This window comes from Burkholderia metallica (genome assembly GCF_001718555.1).
GTDB classification, from domain to species: Bacteria; Pseudomonadota; Gammaproteobacteria; order Burkholderiales; family Burkholderiaceae; genus Burkholderia; species Burkholderia metallica.
Genome location: NZ_CP013401.1, coordinates 168,895 through 182,055 on the forward strand (window position 1 = coordinate 168,895; position 13,161 = coordinate 182,055).

General features: G+C 69.1%; 9 protein-coding genes, 1 tRNA gene and 2 riboswitches. Of the genes, 3 read left to right on the top strand and 7 right to left on the bottom strand.

All coding sequences use genetic code 11. The features are described 5' to 3' along the window. Positions 1–30: 30 nt before the first annotated feature. The 6 genes from gcvP to WJ16_RS00745 all read right to left on the bottom strand — a co-directional run bounded on the left by gcvP (position 31) and on the right by WJ16_RS00745 (position 7,658). The gene (gene gcvP, locus WJ16_RS00715; protein ID WP_069255440.1) at positions 31–2,958 is read right to left on the bottom strand and encodes an aminomethyl-transferring glycine dehydrogenase; all 2,928 of its coding nucleotides are present in this window, start codon (positions 2,956–2,958) and stop codon (positions 31–33) included. Positions 2,959–3,023: 65 nt separating this feature from the next. Continuing rightward, entirely contained in the window at positions 3,024–3,404 is a 381-nt protein-coding gene (gcvH, locus tag WJ16_RS00720; protein WP_069255441.1) for a glycine cleavage system protein GcvH, read from the bottom strand. Between the two features lie 118 nt (positions 3,405–3,522). Further along, the gene (gcvT, locus tag WJ16_RS00725) at positions 3,523–4,641 is read right to left on the bottom strand and encodes a glycine cleavage system aminomethyltransferase GcvT (protein WP_069255442.1); all 1,119 of its coding nucleotides are present in this window, start codon (positions 4,639–4,641) and stop codon (positions 3,523–3,525) included. A gap of 84 nt (positions 4,642–4,725) precedes the next feature. Further along, positions 4,726–4,859, bottom strand: a riboswitch (glycine riboswitch). A gap of 34 nt (positions 4,860–4,893) precedes the next feature. Next, positions 4,894–4,995, bottom strand: a riboswitch (glycine riboswitch). Positions 4,996–5,117: 122 nt separating this feature from the next. Next, positions 5,118–5,486, bottom strand: a complete 369-nt coding sequence (locus WJ16_RS00730) for a hypothetical protein (RefSeq protein WP_069255443.1) — start codon at positions 5,484–5,486, stop codon at positions 5,118–5,120. A 157-nt stretch (positions 5,487–5,643) separates the two neighbouring features. After that, positions 5,644–6,696, bottom strand: a complete 1,053-nt coding sequence (locus WJ16_RS00735) for an oxidoreductase (protein ID WP_069255444.1) — start codon at positions 6,694–6,696, stop codon at positions 5,644–5,646. Between the two features lie 254 nt (positions 6,697–6,950). Then, a complete protein-coding gene (locus WJ16_RS00745) occupies positions 6,951–7,658 on the bottom strand; it encodes an SGNH/GDSL hydrolase family protein (RefSeq protein WP_069255446.1) in 708 nt (235 codons plus the stop codon). A gap of 297 nt (positions 7,659–7,955) precedes the next feature. Between WJ16_RS00745 and WJ16_RS00750 the strand changes: the two genes are divergently transcribed. Continuing rightward, positions 7,956–10,043, top strand: a complete 2,088-nt coding sequence (locus tag WJ16_RS00750) for a UvrD-helicase domain-containing protein (protein ID WP_069255447.1) — start codon at positions 7,956–7,958, stop codon at positions 10,041–10,043. Positions 10,044–10,163: 120 nt separating this feature from the next. Here WJ16_RS00750 and WJ16_RS00755 read toward each other — a convergent pair whose 3' ends face one another. Further along, positions 10,164–11,048: a c-type cytochrome gene (locus WJ16_RS00755; RefSeq protein ID WP_069255448.1), complete on the bottom strand. Its 885-nt coding sequence runs from the start codon at positions 11,046–11,048 to the stop codon at positions 10,164–10,166. A gap of 251 nt (positions 11,049–11,299) precedes the next feature. Between WJ16_RS00755 and WJ16_RS00760 the strand changes: the two genes are divergently transcribed. Then, positions 11,300–11,375, top strand: a tRNA-Arg gene (locus WJ16_RS00760). A 210-nt stretch (positions 11,376–11,585) separates the two neighbouring features. Continuing rightward, a complete protein-coding gene (locus WJ16_RS00765) occupies positions 11,586–13,157 on the top strand; it encodes a TIGR04222 domain-containing membrane protein (RefSeq protein WP_069255449.1) in 1,572 nt (523 codons plus the stop codon). Positions 13,158–13,161 lie beyond the last annotated feature (4 nt).

A 13,161-nucleotide genomic window follows, 5' to 3' on the forward strand; every position in this document is an offset into this window, starting at 1 on the left:
ACCATCGGACGGCTCCTGGCCTCGTGCGCGTTATGCGTATTCCGACATCGGTACGCACGAGCAGAACAGGTTGCGGTCGCCGTAGACGTTGTCCGCGCGGCCGACCGGCGGCCAGTACTTGTTCGTGCCGAGCGACGCGACCGGGTACGCGGCCTGCTCGCGCGAGTACGCGTGCGGCCATTCGTTCGCGGTGACGACGGCCGCCGTGTGCGGCGCATGACGCAGCGGGTTGTCCTCGCGGTCGGCGCGGCCTTCCTCGACTGCGCGGATTTCGTCGCGGATCGCGATCATCGCGGCGATGAAGCGGTCGAGTTCTTCCTGCGATTCCGATTCGGTCGGCTCGACCATCAGCGTGCCCGGCACCGGGAAGCTCATCGTCGGTGCATGAAAGCCGTAGTCCATCAGGCGCTTCGCGACGTCGTCGACGCTGATGCCGCTCGATTCCTTGATCGGACGCAGGTCGAGAATGCACTCGTGCGCGACCAGGCCGCCCGGGCCCGAATACAGCACCGGGTAGTGCGGCGCGAGGCGCTTCGCGATGTAGTTCGCGTTGAGGATCGCGGTTTCCGTCGCGGCGGTGAGGTTCTTCGCGCCCATCATCGCGATGTACATCCACGAGATCGGCAGGATCGACGCCGAGCCGTACGGCGCGGCCGATACCGCGCCGATGCCGTCTTCCTCGCGCGTGTAGCCGGTCGAACGCTGGTTCGGCAGGAACTTCGCGAGGTGCGCGCCGACCGCGACCGGGCCGACGCCCGGGCCGCCGCCGCCGTGCGGGATGCAGAAGGTCTTGTGCAGGTTCAGGTGCGACACGTCGCCGCCGAACTGGCCCGGCGCGGTCAGGCCGACCATCGCGTTCATGTTCGCGCCGTCGACGTACACCTGGCCGCCGTGCGCATGCACGATGTCGCAGATTTCGCGGACGTTCTGCTCGAACACGCCGTGCGTCGACGGATACGTGATCATGATCGCCGCGAGGTCCTTCGAGTGCTGTTCGGCCTTCGCCTTCAGGTCGGCGATGTCGACGTTGCCCTGCGCGTCGCACGCGACGACCACGACCTTCATGCCGGCCATGTGCGCGGACGCCGGGTTCGTGCCGTGCGCCGATGCCGGGATCAGGCACACGTCGCGATGGGCTTCGCCGCGCGATGCGTGGTAAGCGTGGATGATCAGCAGCCCCGCGTACTCGCCCTGCGAGCCCGCGTTCGGTTGCAGCGACACGGCCGCGTAGCCGGTGGCCGCGACGAGCATCTGCTCGAGCTGGTCGATCATCTCGCGGTAGCCGACGGTCTGCTCGGCCGGCGCGAACGGATGGATGCGGCCGAATTCGGGCCACGTGACGGGCAGCATTTCCGACGTCGCGTTCAGCTTCATCGTGCACGAACCGAGCGGGATCATCGAGCGGTCGAGCGCCAGATCCTTGTCCGACAGGCTGCGCAGGTAGCGCAGCATCTCGGTTTCGGAATGGTGGCGGTTGAACACGTGGTGCGTGAGGTACGCGCTCGTGCGTTCGAGGCCTGCCGGCAGCGCGGCGACGCCGGCCAGGCCCGCGTCCAGCGCGTCGACGGCCGGTGCGGTGCCGCCCGCGGCCTGCGCGAACACGGCGAGCAGATCGGCGAGGTCGTCGCGCGTCGTCGTTTCGTCGACCGATACGCCGACTTGCGTGTCGCTCACGCGGCGCAGGTTGATGCGCTTCGCCTTCGCGAATTCGTGAACCTGCGCGGTGCGCGCGCCGGTGTCGATCGTCAGCGTGTCGAAGAACGTGTCGTTGACGGTCGCGAAGCCGAGCTGTTTCACGCCCGCGGCGAGCAGTGCCGCGATGCGGTTCACGCGCAGCGCGATCGTCTTCAGGCCGTGCGGGCCGTGGTAGACCGCGTACATGCTGGCCATGATCGCGAGCAGCGCCTGCGCGGTACACACGTTCGACGTCGCTTTCTCGCGGCGGATGTGCTGTTCGCGCGTCTGCAGCGCGAGGCGCAGCGCGGGCTTGCCCTGCGCGTCGACCGTCACGCCGACGAGGCGGCCCGGCATCTGGCGCTTGAATTCGTCGCGCACCGCGAGATACGCGGCGTGCGGGCCGCCGAAGCCCATCGGCACGCCGAAGCGCTGCGTGTTGCCGATCGCGACGTCCGCGCCCCATTCGCCGGGCGGCGTGAGCAGGGTCAGCGCGAGCAGGTCGGCCGCGACGACCACGTGGCCGCCGGCCGCGTGGATCGCTTCGGTGAGCGCACGGTAGTCGCGCACGTCGCCGTTCACGCCCGGGTACTGCAGCAGCACACCGAACGCGTTCGCTTGCGCGGCATCGGCGGCCGGGCCGGTCTTCACTTCGATGCCGACCGGCAGCGCGCGCGTGCGGATCACTTCGAGCGTCTGCGGCAGCACGTCGTCGGCGACGTAGAACACGTTCGACTTCGGCTTGCCGGTGCGCTGCAGCAGCGTCATCGCTTCGGCAGCGGCGGTGGCTTCGTCGAGCAGCGACGCGTTCGAGATCGCGAGGCCGGTGAGGTCGGCCACCATCTGCTGGAAGTTCAGCAGCGCCTCGAGGCGCCCCTGGGAAATTTCGGGCTGGTACGGCGTGTAGGCCGTGTACCACGCCGGGTTTTCGAGCACGTTGCGCAGGATGACGGCCGGCGTGTGCGTGTCGTGGTAACCCTGACCGATATACGAGCGGAACACCTGGTTCTTGTCTGCGAGAACCCGCAGTGCGGCGAGGGCTTCGGCCTCGCTCTTCGGCTGCGCGAACGGGCCGAGCGGCAGCGGTTCGGCGCGGCGGATCGAGGCCGGGATCACGGCGTCGATCAGGGCGGCGCGCGACGCGAAGCCGAGCGTGTCGAGCATGGCCTGCTGGCTGGCGGCGTCGGGGCCGATATGGCGTTCGGCGAACGCGTCGTGCGTTTCGAGCGCGGCGAGCGAGAGGGGCGTGCGGTTCATCAGGCGGTCCGGGTGTTCGAGCTTCATGGCGTGACTCTGGTCCCGCGCGGGACGGGGCGGCTCGCCGGCCCCGCGCGGTTCGGGTAGGGAAATTAGTCGATCAGCTTGGAGTAGGCGTCAGCGTCGATCAGCTTGTCGGTCGATGCGCCGGCCGCGAGCTTGATCTTGAAGAGCCAGCTTGCGTACGCGTCGCTGTTGACCTGATCCGGCGCGTCGACGATCGCGCCGTTGACTTCGACGATCTCGCCGGACACCGGCGAGTAGATGTCGGATGCCGCCTTCACCGATTCGACGACGCCGACGGCGTCGCCCGCCGCCACCGACTTGCCGACTTCCGGCAGTTCGAGGAAGACGATGTCGCCGAGCGTGCTCTGCGCGTGATCGGTGATGCCGACCGTCAGCGTGCCGTCTGCCTCGGTGCGGATCCACTCGTGTTCGTCGGTGTATTTCAGATCGGCCGGGACGTTGCTCATCGGATGCTCCTGGATAAAAGGGTGTGATTCGTTCTGCTGGCGCGCCGCCGGGGCGCGCCGGATGTGGTTTGCGCCGGGCGCCATCTCCCGGCTTCCCGGGAGGCGCGCCTCCCGGCCGTTACGCAGCGAGGACCTTGCCGTTGCGCACGAACGGCAGTTTTACCACGCGCGCGGGAAGATTCTTGTCTCGAATTTGCACGTGGACCAGGTCGCCGATCTGGACGGCCGGCGGCACGCGCGCGAACGCGATCGATTCCTGCATCGACGGCGAGAACGTGCCGCTCGTGATCTCGCCTTCGCCGTGCGGCGTGACGACCTTCTGGTGCGCACGCAGCACGCCGCCGGCCTTGCCGTTTTCCTTCTGCAGGATCAGGCCGACGAACGCGGCGCGGGTGCCGTTGGCTTCCAGCGCGGCGCGGCCGACGAAGTCGCGCGGCGCGGTGAGGTCGACCGTCCACGCGAGGCCCGCGTCGAGCGGCGACACGGTGTCGTCCATGTCCTGGCCGTACAGGTTCATGCCGGCCTCGAGGCGCAGCGTGTCGCGCGCGCCGAGCCCGCACGGGCGCACGCCGTTTTGCTGCAGCGCGTTCCACAGCGCTTCGACGTGCACGGCCGGGACGATCACTTCGAAACCGTCTTCACCGGTATAGCCGGTGCGCGCGATGGTGAGGTCGCCGAACGGCGTGCCGGCGACTTGCGCGGCATTGAACGGCTTCAGCTCGCTCGTCGCGGCGCGCGCGGCGGGCACGGTCGTCCAGGTTTTTTCGCGGGCGTTCGGGCCCTGTACGGCGACGATCGCGAAATCGCGGCGCGGCGCGATCGTGACGCCGAAGCCGCCTTGCTCGTTCAGCTGGTTGAACCATGCGATGTCTTTCTCGGCCGTGCCGGCGTTGACGACGACGCGGAAGAATTCTTCGGTGAAGTAGTAGACGATCAGGTCGTCGATGACGCCGCCCTGCGGATTGAGCAGGCACGAGTAGAGGGCCTTGCCGGGCGTCTTGAGCTTGCCGACGTTGTTCGCGATCGCGTGCTCGAAGAACGCGCGCACGCGGCTGCCGGTGAAATCGACGACGCACATGTGCGATACGTCGAACATGCCGGCGTCGGTGCGCACGGCTTCGTGTTCTTCGATCTGCGAGCCGTAGTTGACGGGCATGTCCCAGCCGCCGAAATCGACCATGCGGGCATTGAGCGCGCGGTGCGCGGCGTTGAGCGGGGTGTGATTCAGTGCAGTCATCGAGGCCTCAGGCAAGGCGCTTGCGCGCGGATCAGAACGGCCATGTGCCGACCACCGCGGCCGACGGCCTGCGAGCGATCCGGTACATGCCCCTCTGTCCTCGATACCTGAGAGATTGCGCTGCCGGCGAAGCCTGGCGAACGCGCGCCCCTTCGGTGGGCAGCCTGCCCGCGCAGCCTAGGCGCTGCGGGCTACTGCCGCTCTCCAGAGTGCGGGGAGAGTGCGGCCCGCGCGATGCGCGGACGGGATTCCCCGACGCGGTCGGTCCTTTTGCCTGAGAGTTTGCGGGTATGCCCCTTCGGCGGCGCAACCGGGCTGAAACAGCACGGTCACACGCTCTCCCGACGCGTGCGGGCGACTGTACGCGAGCGGGTGGGCCTTGTCAATTTGAGCAAAAGAATGTCGCTTCGCGACAAGCGGCGGCACGTGCCGACAACCGGCGCCGCCGCTTTTCCCCGCGCCGGGGCGCCGGCGCGTTACTCGCCGATCGCGCGCGCGGCCGTGTCGAGTTCCTGGTTCAGCACGCGCTGCTCGTCGCCGGACAGGCCGCCGCCGTGCTGCGCGGCCATGTCGTTCGATTCCTGGCGGATCACGTCGAGGCGGTGGTGAAGCTGCGCGCCGTACGGCGGCGGGTAGTAGCCGCCGTTCACGCGCGCATCGATGCGGCGGTGCAGGTTGTCGATCCGCCCCTGGACCTCCTGCATGCGGTCGTTCGCGACGACCTGCGGATTCGGTCGCGCCGGGGGCGGGGGCGCCTGTCGGACCGGCCGCTGCGGCTGCACGATACAGGCCGCGAGCGAGGAAACCAGGACGCAGCATGCCGCTGCGCGAATCAACCGTTGCATCACATTCTCCAGACGGATTGGTGTCGGATCGACTTTTTTGAGAAACGCGTCAGACCGGTCGAACGCTGACTTTCGTTCCCCCGGCATTTGTAACCGAATGTTCCGGCTGAGCGGGATGCGCGTGCGGGGGCCGGCCAGCGCCGGCCCCCGCACGGTGTCAGATTGTGCGGCGGACGAACGGCAGCCGGCGGCCGTCGTGCTCGCTTTGCGCGGCAAGCTCGATGATCGTCATCACGTCGACGGCGTCCTGCGCGGTGACGGGGAACGGCGCGCCGTCGCGGATCGATGCGGCGAGCGCGCGGTAGAACTCCGCGTACTGGCCGTCGAGCGTCGGCACCGGGCGCTCGACCTCGATCTCGCCGTCGAGCACGCGCAACAGCCCGGGCGGGTTGCCGCCGCCGAATTCGACGTCGTCCGCGGTGAGGCCGGCCTTGAGCTGGTCCTCCTGCGTGTCGAGCCCGAACTTCTGATAGCTGCCGCGCGTGCCGTGCAGCGTGAAGCGCGCGGGTTCGATCGCCGACAGCGCGCTCGCGTGCAGCGCGACGTCCTTGTCCGGATAGCCGAGCAGCAGATGCACGAAATCGGGCGCCGTGCCGTTGTCGCGGCGCGTCTTGATGGTCGCGCTCACCGTTTGCGGCAGGCCGAACAGCGCGAGTGCCTGGTCGATCAGGTGCGGGCCGAGATCGAGCAGCAGGCCGCCGCCGCGGGCGGGCTCCTCGCGCCAGCGCGTGCGCGGCGTCGGCCGGAAGCGGTCGAAGTGCGACGCGAAGTACGTGAGGCGGCCGAGCTCGCCCGACTTGACGATGTCGCGCACGGTGAGGAAATCGCCGTCCCAGCGGCGGTTGTGGAACGGCGCGAACAGCCGGCTGCGCGCGTTCGCGAGCCGCGCGAGCGCGAGCGCCTCGTCGGCGGTGAGCGTGACGGGCTTGTCGACGACCACGTGGCGGCCGGCTTCGAGTACCTGGCGCGCGAGCGCGAAGTGCGTGTCGTTCGGCGTGGCGATCACCACGCACTCGATGTCGTCGAGGGCCAGCAGCGTGTCGAGATCGGGGACGACCCGTGCGCCCGGATATGCGGCCTGCGCGCGATCGGGCTGACCCGTCGCGATCGCGGCGACTTCAGTGCGGCCGCTCGTGGCGATCACCGGCGCGTGAAACGTCGCGCCGGCGAAACCGAAACCCATCAAACCAATCCTGAGCAATGACGACATGGCAATTCCTGGCTGCGAAGGAAATTAAAGGATGGCGCGCCGGGACGGCGCGAAGACGACCGGCTATTTTGGCATGGCGCCGCCGCTTGCACAGACGCGTTCGGGCCAGACGCGCGACGGGATGCGGCGCTTGCGCAAGGAAAGCCGGCATTTTGCGCGCGCCCCGATTTGCACGAGCCCCGATGCCGCCCGCACCGGATTGCCGGCCGGCCGCCTGCCGCAATGAACGGCAGGCGCGCGGGCGCTGTGCCGAGTCATGCAACGACGCGCCGTTGCACGGCGGCGGCGACCTGCGCGGCCCACACGGCGCACGCGGTTGCGCCGGGGTGAAAGCCGTCGGCGGCCATCAGGTGGCGCTCGAGCGGCAACTCGACCCGCAGGAACGTGCAGTGCGGCTGCGTGGCAGCCCACCCGGCGAGCGCCGTGTTCAGCCGCTTCGCGCGCAGCCCGAGATACCACGCGAGCGGTTGCGGCAGCGCCGGAAAGCGCTCCATCGGCGGCACCGCCGACAGGATCGTGTGCCCGACCCGGAAGCGCGCGGCGAGCAGCCGGACGAGCTCGGCCTGCTGCGCCTGCCAGCGCTCCGGCGGCACGCCGCCCGTCACGTCGTTGACGCCGAGCGACGTGACGGCCACGTCGAACGGCTCGGCCGGCTCGGCGGCGAGCCAGTCGACCAGCTCCCGCGTGGTCAGGCCCGTGCGCGCGAGCAGCTTCCAGCTCACGCGGTGCGTGGCCGCGAGCGCGTTCGCCAGTTGCCCGGACAGCGCGTCGCGCTGCGTCGCGACGCCGACGCCCGCGGCGGCCGAATCGCCGACCACCAGCACCCGCAGCGGCGGGCCGTCGCCCGCGACGCCGTCGCGCGGGCCGGCCGCCTCGGGCAGCCGCGGCGTGACGCGGCGCACGTAGTGCCCCTGCGCGAACAGCAGCGGGCCGAGGGTGGCGGTGGCGAACGGGTATCCCATGATGTCGATCCGGTGGCGATTCAGGTGATTTTGGCGATTCAGGCGGCCCGGCGTAGCGCCGGCGCCAGCGTACGCATAGTGTGGCCGATCGACGCGCGAACGGGGCCGGATTGGCCGAACGGACAGCGCGCGCCCGGCCGGTCGGCTCGCGCGGCCCCGTCCGGCGGCGCGCCCTAAAAAGCGCGCCGCCGACGTGTTAACATGCGCGTCCTGCCCGCGTGTCCGCCTGCTTCGCCAGCCTGCCGCGCACGGCATCCTCCCGGCGTTCCGCCGTCAACCGCAACACCATCCGCCATCATGTCCGCAGGCCTCAATCCCGCCCAGAACGAAGCGGTGCGCTACCTCGACGGTCCCTGTCTCGTGCTCGCCGGCGCGGGCAGCGGCAAGACCCGCGTGATCACGCAGAAGATCGCGCACCTGATCGAAGCGAAAGGCTTCGAGCCGCGCCACATCGCCGCCGTCACGTTCACGAACAAGGCGGCCGCCGAAATGCGCGAGCGCGTGTCGAAGCTGCTTGAGGGCAAGACGCTCACCACGCCCGGGAAGGAAGGCCGCAAGGTGCCCGTCAACCAGCTCACCGTCTGCACGTTCCACTCGCTGGGCGTGCAGATCCTGCGCCAGGAGGCCGAGCACGTCGGGTTGAAGCCGCAGTTCTCGATCATGGATTCGGACGACTGCTTCGGGATGATCCAGGAGCAGCTCGGCACGACCGACAAGGGGTTGATCCGCAAGATCCAGAGCATCATCTCGCTGTGGAAGAACGGCCTGATCATGCCCGACGAGGCGATGGCGATCGCGGCCAACGAGGACGAGCACCAGGCCGCGCTGGTCTACCGCAACTACGTCGCGACGCTGCATGCGTACCAGGCGGTCGACTTCGACGACCTGATCCGCCTGCCCGCCGAGCTGTTCGCGAAGAACGAGCAGGTGCGCGACCGCTGGCAGAACAAGCTGCGCTACCTGCTGATCGACGAGTACCAGGACACCAACGCGTGCCAGTACGAGCTGCTGAAGCTGCTCGCGGGCCCGCGCGCCGCCTTCACGGCGGTCGGCGACGACGACCAGGCGATCTACGGCTGGCGCGGTGCGACGCTCGAGAACCTCGCGCAGCTCGGCAAGGATTTCCCGAAGCTGCACGTGATCAAGCTCGAGCAGAACTACCGGTCGACGGTGCGCATCCTCACCGCCGCGAACAACGTGATCGCGAACAATCCGAAACTGTTCGAGAAGAAGCTGTGGTCCGAGCACGGGATGGGCGATTCGATCACCGTCACCGCTTGCAACGACGAGGAGCACGAGGCCGAATCGGTCGTGTTCCGGCTGTCCGCGCACAAGTTCGAGCGGCGCGCGCAGTTTCGCGACTACGCGATCCTGTACCGCGGCAACTTCCAGGCGCGCATCTTCGAGCAGGTGCTGCGGCGCGAGCGGATTCCGTATGTGCTGTCGGGCGGCCAGTCGTTCTTCGACAAGGCCGAGATCAAGGATCTGTGCGCGTACCTGCGGCTGATCGCGAACGCCGACGACGATCCCGCGTTCATCCGCGCGGTCACGACGCCGCGCCGCGGGATCGGCAACACGACGCTCGAAGCGCTCGGTTCGTTCGCGGGGCAGGCGAAGGTGTCGCTGTTCGAGGCCGTGTACATGGGCGGGATCGAGGCGCGGCTGTCCGCGCGGCAGGTCGAACCGCTGCGGATGTTCTGCGACTTCATCCAGCGCCTGACCGATCGCGCGGACAAGGAGCCCGCGACCGTCGTGCTCGACGACATGATGGAGGCGATCCACTACGAGGCGTACCTGTACGACGCGTTCGACGAGCGGCAGGCGCAGTCGAAGTGGCAGAACGTGCTCGAATTCCTCGAATGGCTGAAGCGCAAGGGCACAAAGCCCGAAACGGAGGCCGTCGACGGCGAGGCGGAAGGCTTCCACAACGCGGACGGGCTCGCCGATACGGGCAAGAACCTGCTCGGCCTGATCCAGACCGTCGCGCTGATGTCGATGCTCGAAGGCAAGGACGAAGATCCGGACGCCGTGCGGCTGTCGACCGTCCATGCGTCGAAGGGGCTCGAGTATCCGCACGTGTTCCTGGTCGGCGTCGAGGAAGGCATCATGCCGCACCGCGGCGGCAGCGACGACGACGGCCCGATCGACAACGAGCGGATCGAGGAGGAGCGCCGGCTGATGTACGTCGCGATCACGCGCGCGCAGCGCAGCCTGCACCTGAACTGGTGCAAGAAGCGCAAGCGGGCGCGCGAGACGGTCGTGTGCGAACCGTCGCGGTTCATCCCGGAGATGGGCCTCGACGAAGCGCCGCCGCCCACGCCGGAAGAGGCGCCGATGTCGCCGAAGGACCGGCTCGCGAGCCTGAAGGCGCTGCTGCAGAAGTGACGCGGCGGCGCCGGGTGCGCGGCGCTTTCTGCGGCCCGGCGATCCCGAGCGCCGCCGGCAAAACAAAACCCCCGCGATGCGTGTGCGTCGCGGGGGTTTTTTACTGACGGCGGGGCGAGGTTACTTCGCGGAGTTGACCATGTAGTCGACGGCGGCCTTCACGTCGGCATCCGACGCGTTCGACCCGCCCTTCGGCGGCATCGCGCCCTTGCCGTGCAACGCGTAGTTGTAGACCGTATCCATCGAGTCCTTCAGGCGCGGCGCCCAGTCTTCCTTGCTGCCGAACTTCGGTGCGCCGAGCACGCCCGCCGCGTGGCAGGCCTGGCAGGTCGACGTGTACAGCGCCTTGCCGGCGTCGGCGCCGGCCGGGGCAGCCGCGGCGGCGGGCTTTTCGCCAGCCTTCGGGATCGCGGCGATCGCCGCCATCGCGGCGGCGGCCTGCGCGTTCGACGCGTCGGCGCCCGATGCGGCCGCGCCGGTGGCGGGCTGCGCCGCGTTGGCGGCCGGTGCGGCCGGTTCGGGGAAGTTCGCGCCGTCGTTGTTCGCCATGTAGACGATCGCACGGGCGATTTCATAGTCGCTGACGTCGTCGGGGCTCGTGCCGCCGCGCGGCGGCATCGCGCCCTTGCCGGCGAGAGCCGTCTTCAGCAGCGTGTCGAAGCCTTGCGAGATGCGCGGCGCCCAATCGTCCTTGTTGCCGAACTTCGGCGCGCCGGCGGCGCCCGTGCCGTGGCAGGTCACGCAGACGGCCTTGTAGACTTCCTCGCCGGTCTTGTACGTGCGGGGCGCGTTGGCGTCCTTCACGTCGACCTGCGCAAGTGGCGCGATGCGCGCGGCGACCTGTTCGTCGGATAGCGCGTCCGTGCCGGCGCCGGAACGGAACGCATGGTTCGCGTAGTTGGCGAACAGGACGATCAGGATGATCGGTATCGCGAACGACGCGATGATGACGGCAATCAGCTGCCCGGGGGTTTTGACGGGAGATTCGTGGGGTGCTTCGCTCATGCTTGCCTCGTCTCCGTGATTAGGAATTGTGAGCGCGGTGCAACGGCAAATGGCAGTCCAATGAAGCCCGGTCGATTATAGACGGAACGTTTACATCACGGCGAGCGGCGCGAAGGCGCGTGTTTACCCGCACGCAGCGTGGCCCGGCGGGGATTCGTCGGGCAAGGTGGACGCGTCATGGGAAACCGGGTATCCTTGCCGTCTTGCCAATTGTGGGCGGCCTGTATATTGGGGTCGCTTCACTGTCTCACGCGCCCGTAGCTCAATGGATAGAGTACTGCCCTCCGAAGGCAGGGGTTGCTGGTTCGATCCCAGCCGGGCGCGCCAAGCCTATTTCCGCGGTCATCCCCTGAAATCCTGAAAAGCCACACTGGATAAGGCGTTGCGGGATTTTTGCGTCCGGGGAAAGCCGGTGTCGCTGCCGCGCGGCGGCGCGGACCGGACGTGCCGGTGCCGTCGCCGCTATGCGAGAATCGCCCGCAACGACAACTCCAAGCGACGATCGCGGCGGCCGTCCGCGCATCGCGCCGACTCCCGATGGCTGCCATTCCGTCTACGTCGACCGCGGTCGATGCCCGCGCGCCGAACGATAACGATGCGCGGCAGGCGCTGCTCGCGCGTCTGCACGCGTATTCCCCCGACGACCCGAACGCGCCGCTGCCGTACAGCCGGCGCCTTGCCGAAGCCGAAGGCTGGTCGCATGTGCACGCGCTGGCGGTGATCGACGAATACAAGCGCTTCGCGTTTCTCGCGCAGGCGGCCGGGCACCCGGTCACGCCGTCGGTCGCGGTCGATGCCGCCTGGCACCTGCACCTGCAATACACGCGCGAATACTGGGACGTGTTCTGCGCCGACGTGCTGCGCGCGCCGCTGCATCACGTGCCCGGCGCGGGCGCGCCCGACGAGGCCGCGCAGTACGCGCGGCACTACCGGCAGACGCTCGACAGCTACCGCAGGCTGTTCGGCTGCGAGCCGCCCGAAGCGATCTGGCCGCCCCCTGTGGCCGAGCCGGCCGTGCCCGCCGACGCCCCGATGCAGCGCGCAGAACTGCGCGACGGCCCGTCGAGCGAGGCCGCCGCGCGCCCGCGACGCTGGCGGCGCTTCGCGAAGTTCGCGTGGCCGACGGCGGCGATCAGCGTCGCGGCGACCTGCGCGAGCGCGAGCGATTTCAACGTGCTGGACTTCTCGGGGCCGGACTTTCTCGGGTTGTTCTACGTGCCGCTCTGCATCGCCGCGCTGCTGCTGATCGCCGGCCTGCAGTGGATCGAATACCGCCACCGCGCGTGGGGAGCGCGCGCCCCCGAATCGTCGCCCGACCTGAGCGCGGAGGAAGCGGCGTATCTCGCGGGCGGCGGTGCGCGCATGGCGCAGGTCGCGATGCTGTCGCTCGCGCATGCCGGTGCGATCGAGCTGCGGATGAGCAAGGTTCACGGCGCGCGGGTGCGGATCGACGATCCGCGACACGCAGGCGCTTATGGCGCCGACTGGGAATGGCTGAAGAGGCAACCCGGCGGCGAGACGAGCTGCCACGCGTTTCGTCAGCGTCTCGCGTGGCGCGAAGCCGACTGTGCCGCAGCGTTGCAGCGCAAAGGCTGGCTCTGGGCGCCGGGCGAGATGCGGGCGACGCGGATGGCCGCGCGCGCAATCCTGCTGCTCGTGCTCGGCGCGGGCGCGGCGAAGCTCGCGGTCGGCCTGACCCGCGGCCGGCCGGTGCTGCTGCTGCTGATTTTCATGACGGCGTTCATGGTCGCGTACCACTTCATGGTCGGACGCCTGCCCGGCTTGGGGCGCGGCGGCATGACGCGCGGCGGCGAGGCGGCGCTCGACGCGCACCGCGACGAACGCCGGGGCGAGTGCGCGACTCCGGACGGGCTCTTGTGGACGGCCGCGCTGTTCGGCGCCGGCGCGCTCGCCGGCACCGTGTGGGCCGCGCATTCGACAGTGCTGATGGCGCCGCCGCCCGTCGCCGTGAAAACCGGCGGGTCGAGCGGTTCGTCCGACTCGGGCGCCGGGGACAGCAGCAGTTCGAGTTCGTGCGGAGCGTCGAGTTCGTGCAGTTCGTCGAGCTCATGCAGCTCGAGCAGTTGCGGCGGCTGTTCGAGCAACTGAGCAC

Excerpts from the sequence above, each read along its gene's own strand:
- gcvP (WP_069255440.1), bottom strand. The coding sequence starts at position 2,958 with ATGAAGCTCGAACACCCGGACCGCCTGATGAACCGCACGCCCCTCTCG.
- gcvH (WP_069255441.1), bottom strand. The coding sequence starts at position 3,404 with ATGAGCAACGTCCCGGCCGATCTGAAATACACCGACGAACACGAGTGG.
- gcvT (WP_069255442.1), bottom strand. The coding sequence starts at position 4,641 with ATGACTGCACTGAATCACACCCCGCTCAACGCCGCGCACCGCGCGCTC.
- WJ16_RS00730 (WP_069255443.1), bottom strand. The coding sequence starts at position 5,486 with ATGCAACGGTTGATTCGCGCAGCGGCATGCTGCGTCCTGGTTTCCTCG.
- WJ16_RS00735 (WP_069255444.1), bottom strand. The coding sequence starts at position 6,696 with ATGTCGTCATTGCTCAGGATTGGTTTGATGGGTTTCGGTTTCGCCGGC.
- WJ16_RS00745 (WP_069255446.1), bottom strand. The coding sequence starts at position 7,658 with ATGGGATACCCGTTCGCCACCGCCACCCTCGGCCCGCTGCTGTTCGCG.
- WJ16_RS00750 (WP_069255447.1), top strand. The coding sequence starts at position 7,956 with ATGTCCGCAGGCCTCAATCCCGCCCAGAACGAAGCGGTGCGCTACCTC.
- WJ16_RS00755 (WP_069255448.1), bottom strand. The coding sequence starts at position 11,048 with ATGAGCGAAGCACCCCACGAATCTCCCGTCAAAACCCCCGGGCAGCTG.
- WJ16_RS00765 (WP_069255449.1), top strand. The coding sequence starts at position 11,586 with ATGGCTGCCATTCCGTCTACGTCGACCGCGGTCGATGCCCGCGCGCCG.